Source organism: Paenibacillus sp. Y930, from assembly GCF_056786375.1.
In genome coordinates this window covers 442,936-467,661 of sequence record NZ_JBXCIX010000002.1, presented here as the reverse complement: position 1 = coordinate 467,661, position 24,726 = coordinate 442,936, and the positions used below count along the sequence as shown (strand labels likewise).

The 24,726-nt window shown below is 40.3% G+C and carries 19 protein-coding genes; 4 read left to right on the top strand and 15 right to left on the bottom strand.

What is annotated here, in order from left to right; translation table 11 throughout:
- Positions 1-9 precede the first annotated feature (9 nt).
- The 6 genes from AC1TO5_RS07530 to AC1TO5_RS07505 form a co-directional block, all read right to left on the bottom strand.
- Entirely contained in the window at positions 10-1,500 is a 1,491-nt protein-coding gene (locus tag AC1TO5_RS07530; protein ID WP_482062183.1) for a phytoene desaturase family protein, read from the bottom strand.
- Complete coding sequence (locus tag AC1TO5_RS07525) at positions 1,497-2,681, bottom strand: beta-ketoacyl-[acyl-carrier-protein] synthase family protein (protein WP_482062182.1); 1,185 nt, start codon at positions 2,679-2,681, stop codon at positions 1,497-1,499. The genes AC1TO5_RS07530 and AC1TO5_RS07525 overlap by 4 nt, the downstream gene beginning before the upstream one ends.
- Positions 2,681-2,953, bottom strand: a complete 273-nt coding sequence (locus tag AC1TO5_RS07520) for a phosphopantetheine-binding protein (RefSeq protein WP_482062181.1) — start codon at positions 2,951-2,953, stop codon at positions 2,681-2,683. The genes AC1TO5_RS07525 and AC1TO5_RS07520 overlap by 1 nt, the downstream gene beginning before the upstream one ends.
- Positions 2,954-3,357: 404 nt before the next feature.
- Positions 3,358-4,251, bottom strand: coding sequence for a sugar phosphate isomerase/epimerase family protein (locus tag AC1TO5_RS07515; RefSeq protein WP_482062180.1), 894 nt, complete (start codon positions 4,249-4,251; stop codon positions 3,358-3,360).
- A 23-nt stretch (positions 4,252-4,274) separates the two neighbouring features.
- A complete protein-coding gene (locus AC1TO5_RS07510; RefSeq protein ID WP_482062179.1) occupies positions 4,275-5,132 on the bottom strand; it encodes a sugar phosphate isomerase/epimerase family protein in 858 nt (285 codons plus the stop codon).
- Positions 5,129-6,193 carry a Gfo/Idh/MocA family protein gene (locus AC1TO5_RS07505; protein WP_482062178.1) on the bottom strand — a complete coding sequence of 355 codons (1,065 nt, stop codon included), beginning with the start codon at positions 6,191-6,193 and terminating at the stop codon, positions 5,129-5,131. The genes AC1TO5_RS07510 and AC1TO5_RS07505 overlap by 4 nt, the downstream gene beginning before the upstream one ends.
- A 138-nt stretch (positions 6,194-6,331) precedes the next feature.
- On the opposite strand from AC1TO5_RS07505, the gene AC1TO5_RS07500 reads away from it, so the two are divergent.
- A complete protein-coding gene (locus AC1TO5_RS07500; protein WP_482062177.1) occupies positions 6,332-7,198 on the top strand; it encodes an AraC family transcriptional regulator in 867 nt (288 codons plus the stop codon).
- 270 nt (positions 7,199-7,468) lie between these two features.
- On the opposite strand, the gene AC1TO5_RS07495 is transcribed toward AC1TO5_RS07500, so the two are convergent.
- The 6 genes from AC1TO5_RS07495 to AC1TO5_RS07470 form a co-directional block, all read right to left on the bottom strand.
- Positions 7,469-7,876, bottom strand: coding sequence for a hypothetical protein (locus AC1TO5_RS07495; protein WP_482062176.1), 408 nt, complete (start codon positions 7,874-7,876; stop codon positions 7,469-7,471).
- Positions 7,877-7,989: 113 nt separating this feature from the next.
- Entirely contained in the window at positions 7,990-12,579 is a 4,590-nt protein-coding gene (locus AC1TO5_RS07490; RefSeq protein ID WP_482062175.1) for an S-layer homology domain-containing protein, read from the bottom strand.
- 769 nt (positions 12,580-13,348) lie between these two features.
- On the bottom strand, positions 13,349-15,493 hold the full coding sequence (gene rlmD, locus AC1TO5_RS07485; RefSeq protein WP_482062174.1) for a 23S rRNA (uracil(1939)-C(5))-methyltransferase RlmD: 2,145 nt from the start codon (positions 15,491-15,493) through the stop codon (positions 13,349-13,351).
- A gap of 363 nt (positions 15,494-15,856) precedes the next feature.
- On the bottom strand, positions 15,857-16,768 hold the full coding sequence (locus AC1TO5_RS07480) for a diacylglycerol kinase (protein WP_482062173.1): 912 nt from the start codon (positions 16,766-16,768) through the stop codon (positions 15,857-15,859).
- A gap of 15 nt (positions 16,769-16,783) precedes the next feature.
- Positions 16,784-17,611, bottom strand: coding sequence for a sirohydrochlorin chelatase (locus AC1TO5_RS07475; protein ID WP_482062172.1), 828 nt, complete (start codon positions 17,609-17,611; stop codon positions 16,784-16,786).
- 10 nt (positions 17,612-17,621) lie between these two features.
- Positions 17,622-17,912, bottom strand: a complete 291-nt coding sequence (locus AC1TO5_RS07470) for a YerC/YecD family TrpR-related protein (RefSeq protein ID WP_482062171.1) — start codon at positions 17,910-17,912, stop codon at positions 17,622-17,624.
- A 277-nt stretch (positions 17,913-18,189) separates the two neighbouring features.
- On the opposite strand from AC1TO5_RS07470, the gene AC1TO5_RS07465 reads away from it, so the two are divergent.
- Positions 18,190-18,780 (top strand): hypothetical protein, encoded by a 591-nt coding sequence (locus AC1TO5_RS07465; RefSeq protein WP_482062170.1) that lies wholly within the window; start codon positions 18,190-18,192, stop codon positions 18,778-18,780.
- Positions 18,781-19,003: 223 nt separating this feature from the next.
- Here AC1TO5_RS07465 and AC1TO5_RS07460 read toward each other — a convergent pair whose 3' ends face one another.
- The 3 genes from AC1TO5_RS07460 to AC1TO5_RS07450 all read right to left on the bottom strand — a co-directional run bounded on the left by AC1TO5_RS07460 (position 19,004) and on the right by AC1TO5_RS07450 (position 21,876).
- Positions 19,004-20,008: an inorganic phosphate transporter gene (locus AC1TO5_RS07460; RefSeq protein ID WP_482062169.1), complete on the bottom strand. Its 1,005-nt coding sequence runs from the start codon at positions 20,006-20,008 to the stop codon at positions 19,004-19,006.
- A gap of 23 nt (positions 20,009-20,031) precedes the next feature.
- On the bottom strand, positions 20,032-20,649 hold the full coding sequence (locus AC1TO5_RS07455; protein ID WP_482062168.1) for a DUF47 domain-containing protein: 618 nt from the start codon (positions 20,647-20,649) through the stop codon (positions 20,032-20,034).
- A gap of 165 nt (positions 20,650-20,814) precedes the next feature.
- The gene (locus AC1TO5_RS07450) at positions 20,815-21,876 is read right to left on the bottom strand and encodes a DUF3048 domain-containing protein (RefSeq protein WP_482062167.1); all 1,062 of its coding nucleotides are present in this window, start codon (positions 21,874-21,876) and stop codon (positions 20,815-20,817) included.
- Positions 21,877-22,104: 228 nt separating this feature from the next.
- On the opposite strand from AC1TO5_RS07450, the gene AC1TO5_RS07445 reads away from it, so the two are divergent.
- Both AC1TO5_RS07445 and AC1TO5_RS07440 read left to right on the top strand, forming a co-directional pair.
- Complete coding sequence (locus AC1TO5_RS07445; RefSeq protein ID WP_482062166.1) at positions 22,105-23,214, top strand: GerAB/ArcD/ProY family transporter; 1,110 nt, start codon at positions 22,105-22,107, stop codon at positions 23,212-23,214.
- A complete protein-coding gene (locus AC1TO5_RS07440; protein ID WP_482062165.1) occupies positions 23,195-24,724 on the top strand; it encodes a spore germination protein in 1,530 nt (509 codons plus the stop codon). The genes AC1TO5_RS07445 and AC1TO5_RS07440 overlap by 20 nt, the downstream gene beginning before the upstream one ends.
- Positions 24,725-24,726 lie beyond the last annotated feature (2 nt).

Genomic DNA, 24,726 nt, shown 5'->3' with positions numbered 1-24,726 from the left:
TTGTTCCCCCTACATTAACTTTTCCATATAGTCATATGGCTCATCATTGTATGCTCCCAATATTAAATTAACTGCCTTAACTCCTTCTTCCATAGAACCGATCATTCCACCTAAAATAGAAGTCCATTGGCTACCGAAATATACATTTTTAAGCTTTGAATTAATATTTTTATGACGGTTTTTACTCATAATAAAGCTCTTTTTCTTTTGATACCCAATCGTTGCCCCTCTAGCATTTAACGTGTATCTTTGATAGGTTAAAGGTGAGGCTGCTTCAACAATTTCGATATTCGATCTCATTGTAGGGAAGATTTCATCTACAGTATTCAAAATTTTCGCAGTAATTTCTTGCTTCAGCTGTTCATAATGGTCATTAGCTTTAGCTAGCTCAAACTGTTCAATCTCCGTTGCCAGCCCGATACAAAGCTGAGACTTCCCTTTTTTGGTACTGCTAGGATCATCACTAAATAAACTACTAATAAATAAAAAATCAGAACTAATTTCTAACTTTTTATTTATAGACTGCATAAACCATTCCGTATCTTTCATTTGATAATATATTGTACTTTCAAAAAGATCTAATTGTTCAGACGAACATGTTAAGCCTACCCATACTGAAAAAGTAGCGTTTGAAATATGAAAATCTTCTTTCAAAAAAGGGTGGCTATATTTTTCATCAATGATCGTGTTATAAAAATTGTTAATGTCTGACGCAATTAAAAACTTATCGAAATCTTTGTATTCTCGTTTATTTGTTACCATTTTGGTACAATGACCGTCATTACTTATATCCATAGCTACTACATTTTCTTGTAGAGAAATGGTTCCTCCAAATTGTTCGATTTTGTCTTTTAATCTTTTTATAATGACTGGAGCACCACCGCAAGGCAATTCGTCCTTTTCATCCGACTTAATTTCAAGTAAAGTAACTGGAATCACTAAAGCAATCGTGTCATCTTCGAAATCTAATGTAGCTTTTATTACATCTTTTAATTCTTTATTAGTACCAAAATAAGCGGTTAAAATGGTGCCTATTGTGGAATTAGCAACCTCTACATAGTCTTTAACTTCAGACATTTTTAAATCTTTCATGCTATTGCCTGACATATAAATTTTTCCGAATATTTCGCCTATCTGGTACATTCTTTCGAAAAAATCACTGATTTTAGTTTCTTCCTCTGGAAACAATTCGATCATTTTTTTGCTTAGATCACCACCTGGAACAATACTCTTTCCATTATTAAATATATAACGGCAGCTACTATAAATTTTTTCTTCTTTTTTGAATTCGATATCGACCAACTCTAATAATCTATTCCACTTTTTAGGGACACGATAAATGGATGTATGAAATTGATATCCCTTTCTCTTAAAACTATCCCCATACCCGCCTAATCTATAGTGTTGCTCAAAGAGGGTTACAGAAAATCCTCTTTGAGCTAACAAAGCTGCTGCAAATAAACCAGCAAATCCAGCGCCAATGACAGCTACCTTTTTCAACTTTCCACTCTCCTCAAAAGAATGCTAGCCGTATTGCCACCAAAAGCGAATGAATTTGATAGAATATAATCTCCCGTGAAAGGCTTACTTTCTCCTTCAAGCAAATCTATTCTTGGATCTGTCTCTAGTTTGGAATGAAACGTTCTAGAAGCTGGTAAGAAATTATGTTCTAGCATTCCACATGCAATAGCTAGTTCTATCGATCCAGCAGCTCCCAAGCAATGTCCAAACAGTGACTTTGTTGATGATACTTGAATGGTGGAGTTTATGTTTTTATCATCCAAAACCTGAGTAATTGCCTTTAGTTCCATTTCATCATTTATCTTTGTTGAGGTACCATGAGCATTAATATATTGAATTTCATCAACATTTTTTAATGCTTTCAGCATCGTTCTACTTGCACTGTATCCGGTAATATCTGGTGTTGTCATATGGTAGGCATCATTACCAATGCCATAACCAACAACTTCAGCAATAATATTGGCGCCTCTAGCCTTAGCATGGTCATATTCCTCAAAAATAAAAAAGACTGCCGCCTCACCAATATTAATGCCATCTCTAATCTCATCGAACGGCTTACATTCCGATTCACTTAACGATTTCAATGAATGAAAACCATAGCAAGAAAATTCTCTTAAACTATCAGCTCCACCTACTAGACAAATATCTGCATCGCCATTATTAATATAGTCAAATGCGATCCCAGCCGATGCAGTACCGGAAGCACATGCTGTCATTGTTACAAAACTTTCTCCCATAATTCCTGTTTGCTTTTTAATATGAGAGATAAAATATGGAATATTAGCTAAGTATGGATATGAGTGCTCTTCTCCGCTGGCCTTCATCAACTTTTCATTACCAGCAAGTGAAGTAGCGAAGCTTAAGATAGCCCTATTTCCAACACTATTAAAAAACGAGGATGTTAACGAAGCTTTTTCAAACAAAGACTTGATTACTTCTTCAACCATGTAATCAAGTCTTTCTTTTTCACTTTCTTTTGAATACTCTGGAAATTCCATTTGAACTTGTCCGACTTTTTTGCCTATTAATTTGGAAGTGTCAAATAAGGAACACTCAACAATACCACTATCATTTTTTTTTAATACATCGATAAGTTGCTCATAATCATTCGCATTTGCACAGAGTACTTCTACGCCTGTAATTACAACTTTCTTCGACATTAAACATTCACCTTTTCTTCACGAATGAAATCTGAAATCGAATTAATGCTTCTAAATACGGCCATATTTTCATCACTAACTTTAATTCCAAACTCTTCGTTTAGACCTACAACAATTTCTAATGCGTCTACAGAATCTAGTTGTAATCCCTTACCGGTATCGTCATAAGAAGCAAAAATAGCATCGTCATAATCAATTGTGCTAGGATCAATATCTTCAAGTTCTAAACGATCGATAATCAATTTCAGTACTTTTTCTTCTAAATTTTCCATTTTAGCACCTCTTTTTTTTATTGTATCCTTATGGAATTATTGTAACATCATAGATAAAATTGTCAATTAACCCAAAATATTAAAGTATCGTAAACTATCAATTTTTAGCACTAGATTGATATGAAACGTAAGTAGAGCATATCGACTACAATTTTGATTAATCAGGGAGTTCACGCTAAGATCAGCTGATCAGGCAGCTACTGATAAATTTGAATCGTTATTTAGAAATAAAACTTCTGAATGACAAAGATGACGCTCGGGATGAAATAATCCTGAGCGTCATCTTTATGTTCTTATAGGTTGATCTACGATCAATTTATATATCAAGGCCATTTTGATGCATCAGTATTACTAATGTTACTTACGATACAAATCTAGAAAAACTATAATCTGACTTAATGCCTTCAACTCGCCCTATAGCGCTTAAGAAATTGAACGGCTTTGTTAATATCGCCTTCGGGATTCGTACCAACTTCACGCTCGATTGTTAAGTAACCAGCATAGCCGATCTCTTGAAGAGCATGCAAGTAGGCAGGCCAGTCAACGCCGCCTTCACCAAGCGGAACTTCGCGGAATGCTGCCCCACTCTCAGTCATTATCGCAAGCTCCTCATGATTGAGTGATTTCTCATAGCCATATTCACCATATACATCGCGCGGATCGATATGTGCTAGCTTAATACCGTCCTTCGCATGTGTATGAACAATATAGTCTTTTAGCGTATAAACACCTTGTACGGGATCATCGCCAGTAACCATAACCATATTGGCAGGATCATAATTGACCGATACCCCTTTCGTACCAAGTCCATCTAGAAATCCTTTCAAATGTGCGGCCGACTCTGGTCCAGTTTCGATTGCAAAATAAGCATTCATATCATGTGCAAAACGACTAAGCTCCAAGCAAGCATTATGCATTGCCTCATATATTGGGCTATTCTGATCACTTGGTACGATACCGATATGGGTGGTCACGATATTCGTTCCTAACTCCATTCCAAGCTCCATTATCCGCTTTGACTTATCGATCTTCGCACCGTTTTCCTTAGGATCCTGGAAACCATGCCCACCTAGATCACCGACCAATGCGGAGATTTCGAGTCCCAACGATTCGATGTAGGACTTTAAATTTCTTCTCGCCAGCGTAGATAGATTAGCAGGATCAAGTTCGCCAGCTACCGCATACATCTGTACGCCGTCTGCCCCAACCTCTTTCGCTTTAACAAGACCGTCTGTAACCCCAAGCTTAAAACTGTCTACAATTACGCCAATTTTATTAGTAATGATAGGTGCTTGCATATTCTTACACACTCTCCCTTTAATTATAATTCACTCCAAATTCGTCTTACATATTCAAATCCTAGTCGGGTGCCTACTAGACAATCTTCCATTCCCTCGAATTCTATTGATATATATCCGTCATAGCCGCTTTCTTTTACCTTTTGAAGCACATCGCGTATTGCAATATCACCATGTCCTACAATTGCTCCACGCAGCCAATTTCCGCTTATAGATGGAAACCATCCTTCACCGGGTGCTTGGGAGGCTGGCCGGGTGTAAAAATCTTTCACATGCACCATTGATGCAAAACTTATGTTATTTGCAACTGCTGAAACCGGAGGTTCATCTGCACAGAGGAAATTACCTACATCAAGCGTTGTCCTGAAATTCGGACGATCTACTGCAACAACAAGCGCCTGTACCCGATCACTATGCTGAATAAAGTAGCCATGGTTTTCGACGCTTGTCGTAATGTCATACTGGGCAGCATAATCAGCAATAGCTCTGCAGGCTTCGACGAGTTTTGGAAGCTCAGCATTGAAGTTTGCGATTGATAGATCCTCTGATGATGCGACGTCATGACGCATTCTTTTCACGCCAAGCTTGTTTGCAATGTCAACTTCACCCTTCAACCGCTCAATTTCAAGCTGAAATTGCTCGTTGTTTAAATTAGAGAAGTTCGCAGCAACTGTATAATTGGATATTTCAATCCCGCTTGCGCACGTCTGATTTACGATAACATCGATTAGCTCAGCATTTTTAGTTAAATCGAAGCTATGCGGTACGATTTCAATATGCTCACCGCCTAGTTCTGCAATATAAATAATTACGTCCTGAATCGACATTTCCCCAGCATCAAGTGCTTTGTGTAGACTATATGAGCTAATTCCTAGTTTCATAGACGTACTTCAGCTCCTTTTTCAGCTGATTCATAAATACCGCATAATATTTTCATCATTTCAATACCATCTTCGACTGGGCTAAGTGGTTTGTTGCCGCTTCTAATGCAATCGATAAAATGATTAATTTCATTTTGAAAAGCACTTTCGAACTCAAAGCCTTTATGATCCGTTTGCGGATAAACATTTACGATCGTATCATTTTGCTCCGTTACGATAACCATCTCAGGGTCAATTTCGAATCCACCTTTTTCACCAAATAATCGAACCGCTGTTTCATCCGCTTTCGCATGCAGCGTGAAGCTCACATCTATGAGTAAGGAAGCTCCATTCTCGAAACGGATAAGCGCATTCGCCATATCTTCCACTGTATTGTTATTCGCATCATAGTCGGCAGCTTTATAAAAGCTTAAATTTTTTACATTCGAGCGGTTTCCCAATTTTTTATACGTATTGGCACTAACCGACACTGGCTTAGGGCGTCCCATCATATACCAGCATAAATCAATGATATGCACGCCAATATCAATTAATGGACCGCCGCCTGAACGCTCAATATCAGAAAACCAGCCTCCCGGGTTGCCAAGTCGTCTGATCGTCGATGCCTTCGCATAATAAATGTCGCCAAACTCGCCGCGTTCAGCCATCGCCCGCAGCATTTGTGCATTGGAATCATATCGCCGAACAAAGCCGATCTGCAACTGCTTGCCTGAAGAGCGAACGGCTTCTTCGATCGCCAAAGCTTCCTCAACTGTACGGCAAAGTGGCTTCTCTACAAGAACATGCTTACCTGCTTTTAGAGCGGCAATACTAATTTCTGCATGCGTATTGTTCCAAGTGCAAATACTTACAGCTTCAATAGCTGGATCTGCCAATAACTCTCGGTAGTCGGTAAATATTTTCGTCGTATCTGTTCCATATTTCTTAGCTGCTTCCGTTGCACGTTCCTCATTTAAATCGCAGACTGCATAAAGCTCAGCATTTGTATTATTTTTGTATGAGCTCAGATGCATTGATGAAATAGAACCCGCTCCTATAACCGCTGTCCGTACAGGTTTCATTGTCCGAATCCTCCTTTATTATCAAAACATTTTGCATGTATCTACTTTCGTATTATAATAGTTTTAACGCTTAACTCCATGCAAAGCTGTGCGGTTTATTTGTAAAATTGTGCTATCTGGAAGAAAGGATAGATTATTGTGGATAAATTCGAATCATTGCGTGAACCTATGGATATGCCCGATCCTCATTTCCCTATTAAATTGCATCAGATTTCCTTTGATCAGCAGGATCAGGTTATATTTCCGCATCATTGGCATGAGCAGCTTGAGTTCTTATATTTTGTTGCGGGGGAGGCCACCATCGAATGCGGATCTACTACCATTGCCGCTAGCAAAGGTGATCTCATTGTCGTAAACAGTAATGAATTGCATTATGGAATTAGCCGGTCAACTAATCTTGCCTACTATGCACTTATTGCTGACATTTCATTGCTAAATAGCAAATCTATAGATGCTGCCGAAACAAAGTTTATAACGCCAATTTCTCAAAATCGTATTCTTCTTCGAAATCTGATTGCTAATGACAATAAAGTAACAAATTGTATGCTTGCTATTATCGATGAAATAAAGATACGAGAGTTTGGATTCGAGCTGGCAATAAAGTCCGAGCTGTATCGATTGCTGACACTACTGCTGCGTGGTCATGTAGCTACAGTGTTATCTAAAGAGGAGCACACTGAACGATTAAAAAACGTAGAACGATTTTCACCAATTTTCCAGCATATTGATGAGAGATATATGGATGATTTATCTATCGAATTTCTTTCGGAGAAGACTGGGCTAAGTCGTTTCCATTTTAGTCGTCTGTTCAAGGAGCTTACCGGACGCACCGTTACCGAATACATAACAGCAACTCGGTTGAATAAAGCCGATTATTTGTTGCGTCACAGTTCATTATCTATATCAGATATCGCCGCTACAACAGGCTTCAATGATATATACTATTTTAGCCGAACGTTCAAAAAGCATAAAAAAATCCCCCCTTCGACGTTACGAAAGGAGTAGGGATCGATGTCTAATACAAACAGACTTCTCACAAAGTTCGTATTGAACTTGTGAGAAGTCTGTTTTTTGGGGCATAAGGAGAAAGTTCAATGAAGTACTAGTGCAAGATAGCGCCGCGCTTCAACAGCTCTGCTTAGCTAAGCTCCACATAATGAGTGCCCTGACCCGACGGATCATGAATGTCGATCATATAATATTTAACATATGTATTGTAAATAATTTAGTGCTTTATAGATATTTGGTGTGTTTTTTCTTCATATATGTATCGCCTTACTCACGACTGAAGTCACGAGTTTGCGGCTCTACAATTCTATCAATTTTTTCGTGATAGGCTTGGGATCGCTGAAGCTGGTACTCAAGAAATCGTGATTCGAACTGTGCTGGATTGCCGTCAGTCTCAGCACTATAGGCCTGCCACTCATGCTGCTCAAGCTCTTCCACTAGTTGCCCAACCTCGACCAGCGTGTTTCTTAGGTCCGACGCATATTGCACACTACCGCTGGATATCGTATCCATCTGCTGATGTAGTACCTTTTTGATCTGCTCTATCTGCTCTTGCACGCTTTCACTCTCATTCATATGCTCAGCAATTTGAATGGAAGCTTCAAGAAGCGTGCGCCGATTATTTTCCTGATTCATCCTTAATCCTCGCTTTCTTGCTAGCTTTCGCATTATCATGCCTAACATTTCCAGAAATATACAAGGGGTGCTTCCGCACTCTAAGTAATAAAACAAGGGTTACCCTCAAGCAGTTGGTTCAACCGCATTCTGGGTAACCCTTCGTCGTGACTTTAATTACTGTTTTGCTCCAGCATTCGAAGCAGAACCGTTACAGCTTCTGCTCTTGTCGTATTAGCATCGGAATTAAAATAGTTTGCTCCTGTACCTTCCATAATTCCGTACTTCTTCATTGCCGCCGCTACACCTTTTGCCCATAACGGGATACTCTTCTCGTCGGCGAATCCCGTTGTAGCATTCTCATCGATAGACAGATTAAGCGCGTTTGCGATCATCGATGCCATCTCTGCACGCGTAATTGCTGCATCCGGACGGAATGTGCCGTCCTTGTAACCGTTAATCAATCCTAATTGTACGGCTTGCCCAACTGCCTTCTGTGCCCAAGATCCGATCTTCGCATTATCTGTAAATGTCAACGTCGCTGCCTCACCTTGCAGATTCAACGCATTCACCAGCATCACTGCAAATTCTGCCCGAGTTACGATTTTATTCGGCATGAACGCACCATTCTGGTAACCTTTAACGATCCCACTGCTCACCGCTTGCCTGATGCTAGCTTCAGCCCAATGTCCAGCAATATCGCTAAAGCCAATCTCTGGAACGATCTCGACAGGCTTCTCTGTGATTGGCATACCCGTGACTTTATCTACAACGAGTACTGCATACTTCGTAAAGTGATTTACCACTACGGTGATGCGATACCCATTAATCTTGTCACCTTCGACTTTTACCCATTCTTTCTTTACTTCATCATAATAGAATATAGCTACCGTATGATTACTTTTCAAGCTTGCAGGATCGAAAGTAATTGTCAATGTGACTGGTTTACTAAAGTTCTCTGGGAAGTTTTTGAGAATTTCATATACTTGGCTCGCTAGAATCTCTTTATTCGTTAGAAGTTCCTCTGTATCAAATACTTTATCTATCGTTATTTTCAAATTATTTTCTGTTGCATTTTCAGGAATATCAATTGTAATTTCTTCACCCAAGCTAACCTCACCAGCACTACCTGCGGCAATAGATAATTCTCCATTGTTAGAACTTGGTTTGCTAGTAACTGGGGGTCCCGGTGTTGGACTCACAGGTGTACTTCGTGGATTCACAACTTGATTCACAGTAAACGTGACGTTCGCCATATAATCTGCAGATACGATAACTGTTGCAGTATAGGTGCCTGTTGCCAAGCTATCTTTCGCTTTGATCGTGAAGCTTGTTGCTTCTCCATCATTAAGCGTGCCAATTGGCGGATTTATTTCAAACTGTGCAGCATGTTCGCCACTGACCGATACAGACAGGTTGTTCAAATCACCTGTGCCCGTATTCGTGATCGTGATGGTTTTTGTTTGTTGTGTACCAGATCCATAACCTTGAGTTAGTCCGACAAGAGTTGGATCAGCTATCGCTGCAATGTTGTACGTTGGTGCTAGTGGTGCATTCACGACTACCGCTACTACCTCGCTCGTTGCTGTTGCTGTCTTCGCTCCTGTAGCAGCATCATTCGTGTTCATCACCACTACATAATAGTACGTCATTCCCGCTGTTCCTGTTGGAGCGCTGTACGTTGCACTTATTGCTTCTGTAATTAACGTACCGCCAGTATTACTACTTGTTGTATTTGTGTACCATTGATAGCTTAATTTTCCTGCATCACTCGTCGTTGCGACTACGCTTACCGTGTGACTCACATCCCCTACTGTGACGGTCGCTCCCGTAGGCTCCGTGCCGATCACTGGCGCTGTTGCATCTACCAATGGTACAGGTGCATTCACCACTACCGCTACTACCTCGCTCGTTGCTGTTGCTGACTTTTCTCCTGTAGCAGCATCATTCGTGTTCGTCACGACTGCATAATAGTACGTCGTTCCCGCTGTTCCTGTTGGGACACTATACGTTGCATTTGTTGCTTCTGTAATTAACGTACCGCCAGTATTACTACTTGTCGTATTTGTATACCATTGATAGCTCAATGTTCCTGCATCGCTCTTCGTCGCCGTTACTGTTACCGCTGGGTTTGCTTCCCCTACTGTGACGGTCGCTCCCTTAGGCTCCGTTCCAATTACTGGTGTTGCTGCATTCACCAATGGAATAGGTGCATTCACCACTATCGCTACTACGCTGCTCGTTGCTGTTGCTGTATTCGCTCCTGTAGCAGCATCATTCGTGTTCGTCACGACTGCATAATAGTACGTCGTTCCCGCTGTTCCTGTTGAGATGCTGTACGTTGTACTTGTTGCTTTTGTAATTAACGTACCTCCAGTATTACTACTTGTCGTATTTGTATACCATTGATAGCTCAATGTTCCTGCATCGCTCGTCGTCGCCGTTATTGTTACCGCTGGGTTTGCTTCCCCTACTGTGACGGTCGCTCCGATAGGCTGCGTTCCGATCACTGGTGTTGCTGCATTCACCAATGGAATAGGTGCATTCACGACTACCGTTGCTCTAGCACTCGTTGCCGTTGCGATCTTCACTCCTGTAACCGCATCATTCGTATTCGTCACTACAGCATAATAGTACATCGTCCCTGCTGTTGCTGTTGGAGCGCTATACGTTGCACTTGTTGCTTCCGCTATCAACTTACCGCCGATCTCGCTATCTGTCGTGTTGCTATACCATTGATAGTCCAGCGTTCCTGCATCACTCGTCGTTGCTACCACATTTACCGCTGGGTTTGCATCACCTACTGTAACGGTCGCTCCGACAGGCTGCGTTCCGATCACTGGCGTTGCTGCATTCACCAATGGAGTAGGCGCTTTAACGACTAACGCTACTACCTCGCTCGTTGCTGTTGCAGTCTTCATTTCTGTAGCCCTATTGTTCGTGTTGGTCACCACTGCATAATAATACGTTGTACCGGCAGTTGCTGTTGGTGCACTATACGAATCACTTGTGGCTTCTGTAATTAACGTACCTCCAGTATTACTATCTGTCGCGTTGCTATACCATTGATAGCTTAATGTTCCTGAATCGCTTTTCGTTGCTACTATACTTACTGTCGGGTTTGCTTCCCCTAATGTAACTGTTTTTCCTATAGGCTGCGTCCCGATCACAGGCGTTGCTGCATTGACCGGTGCATTAACGACTACCTCTGCTCTGAAACTCGGAGTCAATGCATACTTGAAAGGTTCTCTGTCCCCAAGCCTGTTCGTCACAACCACATAATAGTAAGTCGTTCCCATTGTTACTGTTGGAGCACTGTACGAACTGCTTCTTGCTCCCTCTATTAGTGTAGAACCGATATCGCTATCCGTCGTGTTGCTATACCATTGATACATCAATGCTCCAATACCAGTATCAGTTCTATTTGCATCTATACTTAATGTTGGACTTGCATCACCTTCAGTAACTGTCGTTCCTAATGGTTGCGTAAGAATAGCAGGTTTACCTGCATCTCCGTCCTTCGTATACTGAGCGTACAGTGTTATATTATCTCTTCCCATGATGAATTTATCGTTATAATCAGAATAGGCAATATAAGCTAATCCGTTTCCATCAGCAGATGTATTCCAGTATGTTGTGGTCGTATAGCCATCCCTACCCAAACCCAATTTATTAACATTTCCTGCAATCCAAATTTCAGCACCTTCTGCATACCATTCCGTACCGTCTCCATACCATCCCGTATCTTCTGTATACCATTTCGTTTGGTACGGTACTTCTCCTTTAGTGTGACCATTGCCATCGTAAGTGAAAGCGTAGAGTGGCGGAACAACTTTTCTACTTATATAATCATCAGTTCCCAATACAATTGTGTCATTGCTAGCGGCTATAGCAGATATGCCAACGTTATCTATATAATATTTTGTCCAGTCTATGAGGTTAGAAGATACTTGGATGCCACTATGTGAAACCGCAAAATACACGTTGTTGTAGTATATGATACTCTCAAAATATTGAGATGTTTTTAATTTCGAGACGCTAGACCAACTCTCTCCAACATTAGATGTCACTATCGCCACTTCTCTACCCACGGAAACAAAGTTACCATCAGCATAAATGACGTCATTAATTATGTTCGTAGTACCCGAGGCTTGAATATCCCATGTTAATCCATCATCAGAAGTCAACATCGTCCCATTTTCCCCGACAGCCATGATTTTTCCGTTACCATAAGTTACGCTATTTAGATTCGATGTAACTCCAGAAATCCGATCTTTCCAGCTAGCACCATCAGTTGAGGTCATAATCATCCCACCATTACCTACTGCCACGTAGACCCCATTGCCATAAGTTACGCTATTTAGATTATCAACAGATGGAAAATCTGCTACATTTGTTACCATCCAGTTCTCTCCGTCAAAAGATGTCTTGATCTCTCCATATGCGCCCACTGCTACAAATCTACTATTGCCGTAGGTAATTCCATAAGATGTAAAGTTCGTGGGTCGATTAAATGTGTAGGTCAAACCATTATCGTCCGATATCCCCAACATCCCTCCCACCGTCACAAATTTGCCATCAGCATATATGACGTCGTGTATCCTATCAGCATCTGGAGCATCAAATGGAACAGTAATGTAGGTCTTATCCCAAACAGAATCTAAGTACGGCTTAGCAGGGGCCCCTGCAGCTGAAGCATATCCCGGAATCGTTCCGACTAATAAACATAATAATAGCAATAAACTTAAATAGCGTTTAATCATTACAATACTCATCTCCTGTTATACTAATTGGTTGATGTAATCCTCTGTAAACTGAATAATAACAATCAGTCATCCCTTCCAATTATATCGTATATCTTGCGCTGAAATCTTAATGAAATCTTAATGGTTTAATAATAGAATTGGATAAACAATACGAACTAGAATAGATCGCTATTTTTTCTATCATTAGTAATAATAGTTACCCTCAAGTTTCCTTACATGAACTTAATGATGTAGGCAGTCTCAGTAGAATTACTTGCAACTATAAATAATACTACTATTGTTCAGTATTAATATAGTCCTGCTAAAAAACAGCTCTCAAACCCGCATTCCACCGTTGCCCGAATGAATAAACTTTTGCTACAAAACCGTAATTCCCTCAATTCTTGACTGAACTTTTCCATCACAAATTTATTAATAATCTGAATAATGTCTTGCTACAAAGCCTGGGGAAAAGCATTTTAGCAGAATAAGAGACCGAATAAAAACCTGAGAAGTGCAGGTGTGATGCGAGATTTGAGTGTTTTTACATTTGAGAGGAACAACCTGAGAAAAAGATTAGACGGGCATCTGAGGCTTTGCCTGGAGAAAAGAAAAGCCGAGCGAAAGTCAGGAGTGGATACCTGAAGATCGTTCGGCTGGGTCGTAACATTTGAAGGGCGGTTGAGAACATAAATTGATATGACATTTACATCAATTCCCCATTTTATCACGACTTATTCGATTTTTAGCATGAGTTTATTAGAAATATCACTGGTTTATTTTGGATTTACAATACTCTTACTAGTAAGCAAACCACTTCCACATGCCCCGTATGCGGGAACATATCGACCGGAGTTACTTCCACCGTTCTATAGCCACCATCTTCAAGCAATCTTAGATCTCTCGCCAGTGTCGATGGATTGCAGCTCACATACACTACTCGCTCAGGACGAATTGCTAGAATTGTATCTAGTAGCTCTGGATCACAGCCTTTACGCGGTGGATCGACTACGATAACGTCTGCTTTCATCCCTTTTTTCTTCCATCTCGGAATGACTACTTCAGCAGCACCCGCTTCGAACGTCGTATTGTCTAGTCCATTCAGCTTGGCATTACGCTTCGCATCTTCAATCGCCTCAGGTACTATTTCTACTCCATACACATGACCAGCATTACGAGCTAAGAACAACGATATTGTTCCAATGCCACAATACGCATCGATCACTTGCTCCTTGCCTGTTAATCCCGCATATTCTACTGCTTTACGATATAGTGAAATCGTCTGCTCAGGATTGACTTGGTAGAATGATCTCGCAGATATTGCAAAACGAATACCATCTAGCTCATCATAAATTACTTCGCTACCCCAGATCACTTTCGTGGTTTCACCAAATATAGCATTGGTCACTTTATCATTTACATTATGCACAATACTTTTCACATTTGGGATACGTTTGCGAATCTGTTCAATCCATTCTGGCTGACGTGCAATACGCGTTGTATTTGTAATTAGTACAACCATCACTTCACCAGTAACAACACCGATACGAGTTACCACATGACGCAATATGCCTGTACCCGTCTCTTCATCATACGGCAGCACTCGCAATTCACGAGCAATAGCCTTCACTTCATGAATAACTTCATCATTGCGTTCCTTCTGTATCATGCAATCCTTCATATCTACGATACGATGGCTACCTTTCGCATAGAAACCGCCGACTAGCTCTTCACTACTCTCGCCTCTACCAATTGGCACAGCTGCCTTATTACGATAACGCCATGGATTAGCCATCCCCACTGTTGGGTGTACAATGACTTGATGCTCAGTAGACACAGTATCGCCTTCAGCATCTGCCTGTTGTTCACCTGCTACTTGTAGCTTGCCAATTCGAGTTAAGCTATCAACCACATGCTGACGTTTCCATACTAGCTGACCTTCATAATCAAGATGCTGTAGCTGACAACCACCGCACTCCTTGTAAATCGGACATGGTGGCTCTACACGTTGCTCACTTATGTTCTTAAATTCAGTTACTTTCGCATAGCCATATTGCTTTTTGGATTTTAGTATTTTCGCTTCAACTTGCTCGCCTGGCAACGTATTTGGAATAAATAGTGTATAACCCGTACTTGTACGTCCTACACCTTCACCATCATGAGTGATGCCAATAATATCTGCTTGCACCGTTTCATTCTTCTCGTGCAAAGTTGATAAATTCTTTTTACTTGGTCCACGACTCTTACTGTTTTTCGCGCTTTCTGCTACTTTACTTACCGGTGCAGAAGCTATTCTCACGCTTGTCTTAGCAGCTACAAGGCGACTTGACTTACTACTTTGTGCAGATGTACGTCCGCCAGTTAGCTCATTAGTCCGTTCACTGTATTGACCACTTTGCGAATTTCCACGAGAACTTGTACGCTTCACTGACTTCCCACCACGGTCACTTGCGGATGGCTTCGAGCGATTCGAATACTCACTATCACGTTCACTAGAGCGTTCACTATATTTACTTCCTTGTGCACTCGTTCCGTTCACTCCGCCACGTTCAGCGTATTTACTACCTTGCGCGCTTGTACCATTCACTCCGCCACGCTCAGCATATCTACTGCCTCGTTCTGCACGCTCACCTGAACGTTCACTAGAGCGCTCTCCATACTTGCTTCCGCGTGCACTTGTGCCAGCTGACTGTGAAGAACGATTCGTATACTCACTACCTTGCTCGGCCAATCGGTTCTTGCGTGCGGCACTTCCATTCACGCCCGCGCGCTCGGCATATCTACTTCCACGTACAGCAGTCTGCTCGCCAGACTTATCATCACGCGTACCGCCACTAGGACGCGACCCAGTTCGATCAGAAGATTTACCTGCCTTATTAAATTGCGGCTTGCTATTACTATATTTGTTCCCCATAGGTTTCTTTGATTTCATCTTTACGCTCCGCTCTAATTATGACTACCTGTTAAGCTCCCTACATCACTTCGTGATCGAAGTCAGCTGTTTAAACTTTTTCTAACAATGCATTAATTCGTTATCCAAGTCCGCTTTTTGAACTTCCCCTTACAATGAAGGTTCAAAAAATGGACTTTCAGAACCGAGAAGATGAAACGCTACTTGAGAAAGGCGGAAGCGCAAGTGTACGTGGTTGGTACACGCGGCCCTACAATGTTTCTGCAAGAAACATACATCGGAAGCTTATGCTATACTTTCCAAGTTCGTTTCATATTCGATGCCGACTTTGCTACTTTGACCTAGTCATCGTCATCAAAGTCCGCTTTTTGAACTTCCCCTACCTTAACTGTATGTTGATATGCCAGTCTCGTCTTTATATATCTCAATATGCGATGGCAAAATTTCAAAAACTCCCGGCAATGTTCCGCCATATTCCCCATCCAAATTCAATTGTACTTTATCTGGTGATGTTACGGTTAAGTGATTTGTCCGAAAATGCTCAACATGTTGATCACCAAAATGCTCACCACGTAATGCCAATGATACTAATCGGATAAATTCTGCCAGATTACATTTACGAATAAGCAATACATCGAATAAACCATCATCTAGCTTAGAATCAGGTGCTAATCGTTCAAACCCACCAACTGAATTACTGTTGCATATTAAGAACAGCATGAACTCGCCAGTAAATGTACCTACACCTTCCGCTTCAAAGGTTAGCTCTGTCGGACGGAGATGCACCATCTTCTCCATGCCCTTCAAGTAATATGCTAACTGCCCGATCATCGTTTTCAGCTTAATCGGTACATCATAGGAAAGCTCCGTTAAGAAGCCGCCACCTGCGATATTCATAAAGTAGCGTTCATTCGCTTTACCAACATCGATCTGCACGGCATATTGATTAATAATAAGATCACATGCATATTCCCAATGCTTCGGTATACCCATCGCTCGAGCAAAATCATTCGTAGTACCAACTGGTATTATTCCAAGCGGCAATCGATTAGACTTACCGGCCAGACCATTAATGACTTCATTTAAAGTGCCGTCGCCACCTGCGGCAATGATTAGATCGTAACCACCACGCTCTAAGGAACGTTCAACTTCTAATGTTGCATCGCCTTCCCCAGTCGTGGCATGGCAAGTAACCTCGATCCCACCTTCATCGAGTTTTCGCAATATATCGGGTAATCTACGCCGCATTTCTTCTCTACCCGATGTAGGATTATAGATTAATCTAGCTCTCTTCATCGTTGCTTCACTCCTTCACACGTTACACATGCTAATAAACCTGCGATATAATAACTTTGTCATCTCGCGATGCGGCAACAATGTTTCACCAGTATATACATAGTCTAGCCCAGATAGACGTGATGGAATCACCGTACGTGTGAAATAGCCAGCGCTAATGAATATCGGTAATACGATAACTGATTTCACTTGAGGGACATCTAGCATTTGTTCTAAATGCGCTCTAGACTGCTCTGGCAATAAGGGAGCATAATCTATTGCAGCAAATGATAAATTCACACTTAGTTTATCCATTAGCTGCTTCATCCCTGCATCCCATAGTCGATAGAAATAGTCAATGCTACTACCATGACCTAATAATAATACCGCTTCTTCACTTGGATTATGGCTCATACTTAGTAAGTGTTGCTGTAAAATAGCAATGACCTCTGGATCATCGACGATCGGTTCGTGAAATTGTACATGTGCTTGTACTTGAAATGGCTCTAAATCCCCAATAAAGTCTGATACCGGTTCAAAGCCGAAAGCTTGCTTAATTTCTTCTATATGTGAACTACCGTATGAAACAAATAAAGGCATTACATGAATATGTGTAACACCTTCTTGTTCTAATGCAGTTATCCCGTCCTGTATAAGCTTTCCTTCTACCAATTCCAAATAAGCTGCATATATAGGTATAGACATACTACTCCCATTATGTTGCTGCAACTTTATCTCATTACCCCTATCGTTTAACAGACCGTCCTTGAATAACGCCGTTGCCTCGCTAACGAGTTCCTCAACTTGCTTTACCCAGGAAGCATCACGTGAACCGTGACTGATAACCAATATGCCCCGCTTCATAGGCACTCCCCTATTTCTCTAGACGATCTAGTGCTAATTTATAACCATCGTTACCATAATTCAAGCAACGTTTAACGCGAGATATTGTTGCTGTACTTGCACCCGTCTCCGCTTCAATCTGATTATAAGTGTTTCCATTACCAAGCATACGAGCTACTTCTAGTCGTTGTGATAACGATTGGATTTCATTCACAGTACATAGATCCTCGAAAAAAACATAGCATTCTTCCACATTTTTCAACGTCAGAACAGCTTCAAATAATTGATCTATCGATTTATCATTCAACTTTTTCAATTGCAAAGGGATCGCTCCTTATATTTTCAATACAAATCGATATTTTACGTTCCATTTAACACGTAAACATACATCGTAAGTATCAAATTACAGTCTATTTCTACTATTGTAGCGTGTTTTTTCTAATAGTTCAAACAGTACCGTATTCACGCGTTAAAGAACAGAAGTTTCGTATCCGTCAAACACCCAAATATTCACCATTGCACTAGGCATATATCCAATCCATACAGATGCCTATTTCATATACTATACTAATCATTATAAAAAAAGGTTGTGATTCAAAGTGAGCACTTCCCCTCATGGACAAAACTATGCATATCGAAGAAATCCAACTCGGACGATTCATGCTTCAACCTTTCAGCCTCAACAATTCGGTCATTCACATGGCTATACTGTGATACCGAGTCAACATAGCGGATATTCAACAACTTCGAATATTCAAAATGCGGTTTCAACTTCGCAAGCCACTCTACCAGTAGCAACCTCAACAGCTTTGGATACAACTCCCCCAAAGCCAAGTAGTAGTGGATTCAGCCTTGCGACCTTGACGAAATATGCCAATGTTGACGAATTGAAAGGGCTGGTCGATCGTTTTGGTGGACTTGATGGTATCCTTTCAACGGTCACTACCGTGCAAAAGGTTGTAAGTACTGTCGGTCAGATTGCACCTATGGTCAAAATATTTGCAGGTACAATGGGCAAGAAAGGAAAAGAAAGTGCGACGACAGAAGCTACTTCCACTCCTGCACGTCGTCGCTCCGCTACGAGTAGATCAAGAAGAACCAGAAATTCGAGTAGTAGCAGAAGAACTTCCTCTAGCCCTTCAAGTAGAAAATCGACTCCATTAACGAGGAGACAAGGTAGTAACCGCTAATTTCACACAACAAAAAAGTATCCCATTAATCAGACAATGCGACTGATTAATGGGATACTTTTTGTTAACAATTCTAGGACCATGAAACAAAACCCAGCAACGTGTACGTCACGAGTACACAAGCGGCCATAAGCCCGTAACTTCCCAAGCTCGCTTCATATTCGATGTCGAATACGCTACGTCAGCATACCCATCGTTATCAAAGTCTGCTTTTTGAACTCACCTATAAGAATAAGGCTTTGTAGATCCAGAAGATAAGCATAGACATACCCGCCGTAATCGGAATCGTAATAAACCAAGCGATAATAATTTTACCTGCTACGCCCCACTTCACACCAGAAACACGCTTCGCACTACCAACACCAAGAAGTGATGAAGTAATAACATGCGTTGTACTTACTGGAAGATGTAGGAATGTAGCCGTAAGAATTACTAATGCAGAACCCATATCTGCGGCAAAACCATTAATCGGCTCAATTTTGAAAATTTTTGTACCCATTGTTTTAATAATTTTCCAACCACCAACGGATGTTCCTAAAGCCATCGCTGTAGCAGCAGAGATTTTAACCCATAAAGGTACGTGATCCGCAGTATCTTGAATACCAGCGGCAACAAGGGCAAACACGATAATACCCATTGCTTTTTGTGCATCATTCGTACCATGTGCAAAGGATTGGAACATGGCGGTAACAACTTGCGCCGAGCGGAATCCTTTGTTAGTCGTATGTGGATTTGCTTTCACAAAAATTCGTTTAAGTAGAAACATTAAAATGAAACCTATAGTAAACGCAATTAGTGGTGACAAAATTAATGCTTTTAAAATATCTAGAAAACCTACCATATTCAATGCATTGAAACCTGCACCGGCGATAACCGCACCAGCCAAAGCCCCGATTAGAGCATGAGAAGATGAAGATGGAATTCCAAACCACCAAGTAACTAAGTTCCAAATAATTGCACCGAGCAACGCACATATTACAATTTCAACACCGAAATCTAATGTTGTTGGATCAGCAACGCTACCACCGATCGTTTTTGCAACTCCTGTAAACGTCATCGCACCAATAAAGTTCATCACTGCTGCCATAAGAATCGCAACACGCGGCTTAATCGCACGAGTAGAAATTGAAGTTGCAATGGCATTCGCCGTATCATGGAAACCATTAATAAAGTCAAATGCTAAAGCAAGAAAAACAACAATTACTAATATATATAATTCTATTCCCATCTGTCTGACCTCTGCTCTCCCGTTTAGCTATTACGCATAACGATAGTTTCAAGTGTATTTGCTACATCTTCACAGCAGTCAGTAGTTTGTTCAAGTCGCTCATAGACTTCCTTACGCTTAATTAGCTCGATCGGGTCAGTAACATTGGCAAACAATTGCGTTACACTAATGCGAAGCAAATCGTCACCTTCATTTTCAAGACCATGTATAGCAATATTATGTTCACGAATTGGAAGAAGCTTCTTGACAGTCAATAAATTAATTGCACTTTTGATTTGATGTGCAGAGCGAACAAGTATATCTGCAAATGCTGTAATATGTTCGTCTTTTTCTGTGATATGGTACATTAAGAAGCGTGTACTTGTCGCTTCAAGTCCATCCATCACATCATCAAGTGAAGTTGTCAAAGCCATAATATCTTCGCGTTCAATAGGTGTAATAAACACTTTATTAAGTTCACTTAAAATCGTGTGTGTATACTGATCACATTGGTCTTCATATTCTTTCATACGCTTTACAAATACTTCAACGTCAGAAAGATCAGTAACACCCTTCGCAAAATATTCTGCTGCCTCAACAATTGTATCCGCCATTTCTTCAAAAGTTCTGAAGAAAATATCTTTTTTCCGTTTCTTAAACATGTCAATCCCCTTATCGATTTAAGATAGTAGCATACAACGCATTATTATGTGTGCCATGGAATAGTGTAACCTAGAATTGTTAACGGAATGTAAACATTCATGAAAAATTAATAATTATTTTCATGTTTTTTATCGAAATTTGTCGATTTCGTCAACATTATCCTACTATTCCCACTTTACATGCTCATTAATTGCTTTTCCAGTTGGTAGTATGTGGATAATGCTCTTGCCTTTTGCAAAATTGATCTCTACACCATTTTGCAGAAATCGGATCATACCATCCTCCGCTCTAATCCAATTGCCTTCTATCGAATGACCATGACTAATAATGAGTGCATCGCCACCACTTTGTAAATCAACAGATAGTCTACCTTCATTATCTAACACTTTATGATTCGTCTGCATAAATATTAGATTCGTCGCCGATAATTGTTCATCATTATTTTTATCAATATGGGGCTCGTCATTAATACTTCGTAAATATGTACCTTTTACCTCATCATATTGATAGCCTAGACGATAGCCCTTCAATTGAAAAATAACTTCTAATTGCTTAATTGCTCCACTAGCCGTTAATGTATCCTGCTCGGTAAATGGATATCCCTTTACGCTTAATTCCGTCTGATACGACTTTTTTTCAGCGCCTTCTCTTAATTTTGTAAGATTCGTATATAAGTTATGAGGAGCCTTCCGTTCAGAACTTCTCCAATAATAAGGACCTGCATTCGATATTTCATCTAAATATGATTTCTTTTGTCGTTGTAAAATTGCATAAGCATCATTACTTGCTCCCGCGTGGGCAATGACTGCACCAAAACTATCTGCTAGATCGATAAAGTATGGTCGATTGCTGCGTACGGGACCAATATCAAAATCATTGTCTGGTGTACTTTGAAATATTGCTACCAACCTTGTAATGCCACCTTCAGCAAGAACTTCCCATATCATATCTGCCTGACTTAAACCACTTTGTGGTCTTGCTGGAGCAAGATTGTTAATAAGCACTGCAATCGGAGCATTGTTGACTTCCTGTTCTAACCCCATACCAGTAAAAGATGCCTGAAAAGCCGGTTTTGGTGGTTCTGGTGTTGCAGTAGCTTCTACTATTGGATTTGTTGCTGTCGGACTAACATTAATATCCGAGTTAGTAGTCCCATTACCGCATCCCACTAACCCAATAGCGAGCACAGCTAGTACACCTAACTTACATCGACGAAACCTCTTCATTACAAATACCTCCTAAAACTTTTTGTAGCTTCCTGAACTGCTTCTTGGTATCAAAAAGTAACTACGGAAGCATAAACTAAATGCAGAAAAATACACTTACATATTCCACTTGTTTTCTATTTAATCATAGTTTTTTCGGGATGTCTCCACAATTTTACTGTCTTTCCGACTAAAAATGAACCTTTTATGGCAAGATAATGGAATCATTGGTTATTGGAGGTATATAGATTGGATCAGCAAAGAGGAAATATTACAATATGGCTATCAATCTCCATCATCATATTAAGCGCTGGAATCGTCGCTCATGTGATGGCACTACCTGTTATTCTTAATGTAGCAGGGCGTGACTCTTGGATTTCAGTCCTTATTGCCGCTCCTTTTTTTATAGGTTGGCTTCTAATTTATAATTATTTTATTAAGCAATTAAATGGTCAATCCTTTCTAGATTGGAGCAAGCAGCATTGGGGCGGTTTCGTAAGCTGGATCGTGAAAATAATATTAGCTTGTATATTATTTTTTGCAGGCTTTTACAGCCTGCTGGATACGATGATGTGGACAGTATCTACATATATGATTCAGACACCTTACTTCATTATTAGTTTGGTTGCAACCGTTATTTGCGTTTTGGCAGCCTATTATGGTCTACAATCGATCGCCATTCTTGCTTCTTTGTTATTACCGGTCGTTATTTTTCTAGGATATTTTGTTGCCTTTTCAAATACAAAGTATAAAGATTGGGACTTGCTATTCCCCATCTTTGACAAAGGTATTACTCCAGCAATAAGCGGAAGTCTATACGTTATATCAGCTTTAATGGAAATATGGGTCATCATGCTCTATTCTCACCGTATTAAACAAAAGATTAAATGGTGGCAGACGATCTTACTCGCACTATTATTACTAGTTATGGTTATGGGACCATTAACAGGAGCTATTACTGAATTTGGTCCTGACGAAGCAACTAAGCAAAGACATACAGCATTCGATCAATGGAGGATTTTATCACTAGGTCAATTTCTACAACATGTTGATTTTCTTTCGATTTATCAATGGTTGTCTGGAGCAATTGTGCGTATATCAATTTCGATGTACTTATTAGTCGACTTATTTCAAATTCGAAAGAAGAACTTTCGCCTATTATTACTCTGCTTAATAGGAGCTACAATGATTGCACTAATGTATTTGCCGTGGCGGGAGGAAGTCATGCTGAATTTGCTACAGCATATTTACTTTCCAGCATTATTCATTTTTGTAGTACTCTTTACCCTTCTTATTGGTATTTCTATATATATCATTCGTGCAAAGGAGCGACGTAATAATGAAGGAGCAACTAGTTGAACTTACAGAAGATGCGTTAAAGAGTTATTTCAAGCTTTGTAAAGATGTCATCATATTGAATAAAACATATAGTGATGAATCCACAACTAAAGAGGGACCCTATTCTCAATCCAGATACGATCAATCAACTGAAAAAGCTAAAAATAGTAAGCAAGTATTTATCGTGTTTTCTGATGTTGTTATTAACAATTCAATGCTTAGTGAGACCATCTTTCCAGAGCTAAATCTTATCTATGAAAAGTCAAAATTCGAAAGTATATCTTCTTTGCAACATGTTACATTATTGAATTGGTCAACTATTAGTTTCCCTGATAAACCAATTACTCTAAATCAATTTTCGGCTTTATTGTTTGCAGGAAATTTAATGTTTATCGTCCCCGATCTACAAGCTATTTGGACCATCAATATATCTAATTTTCCCACTCGATCAACGGAGGACTCTGCTTCAGAACCATCAATTCGAGGACCCCGTGATGGCCTAATTGAAGATATTAGTTCAAACGTTGCTCTTATTCGCCGTAGAATTCGTAGTCAACATCTCGCCTGTGAAACGTTTACTTTAGGGACAAGAACATCGACCAAACTCGCATTAATGTATATCGACGATATTGCCAATCCTGAAACTATCGAGAATATAAGAACCAAATTAGAAGCTATTCACGTCGATCAAGTTGTTACAACTGGTGATTTGGAGGAGCTTATTTCTGAACAATCGTTTGCAGTTTTTCCGACAGTGGACTACTCAGCTAGGCCGGATTTTGTAGCTGATAGTTTGCTCAATGGAAGATTTGCCCTTATATTAGATAACAATCCAACAGCAATTATAGCCCCTGCAAATTTTCTGCTGTTATTGAAGTCTCCTGAGGATAGCTATTTTCCACTTCTCTCTTCAAATATTGGCCGCTTATTACGGTTACTAGCATTATTTTCGACTATTTTTCTCCCATCGTTCTATGTTGCAATTACAACATTTCATCCTGACCAAATACCATTTTCGTTGCTTGCTACTATTTCTACTTCAAGGTATGGACTGCCTTTGGATACAGGCCTAGAAATGATCATTATTATGTCTTTGATGGAGTTACTACGCGAGGCGGGAATTCGTCTCCCTAGTTCAATTGGCCAAACATTAACTGTAGTTGGAGGACTAATTATTGGGGATGCTGCTATACGAGCCGGGCTTGTTTCACCTATTATCATCGTCATCACTGCTATTACCGTTGTAGCTAGTGCAACGCTTGTTAATCAATCGATAAGCAGTACGGTCGTAATGTTGAGATTTTTCTCGTTTCTATTCGGAACATATCTTGGGATATACGGGTTTATTTTATCAATTATTTTGTTCTGCTTATATTTGTCGACGATCCGATCTTTTGGTGTACCCTACTTGGCACCTTTATCACCGTTAGATGTACGCGGATTGATACCGGCGATTTTTGAAATTCCTATGCGCTGGATGAAGCAAAGACCCCGCTTCCTCCATACTCAAAAACCAAAAAAGGATGAATAACA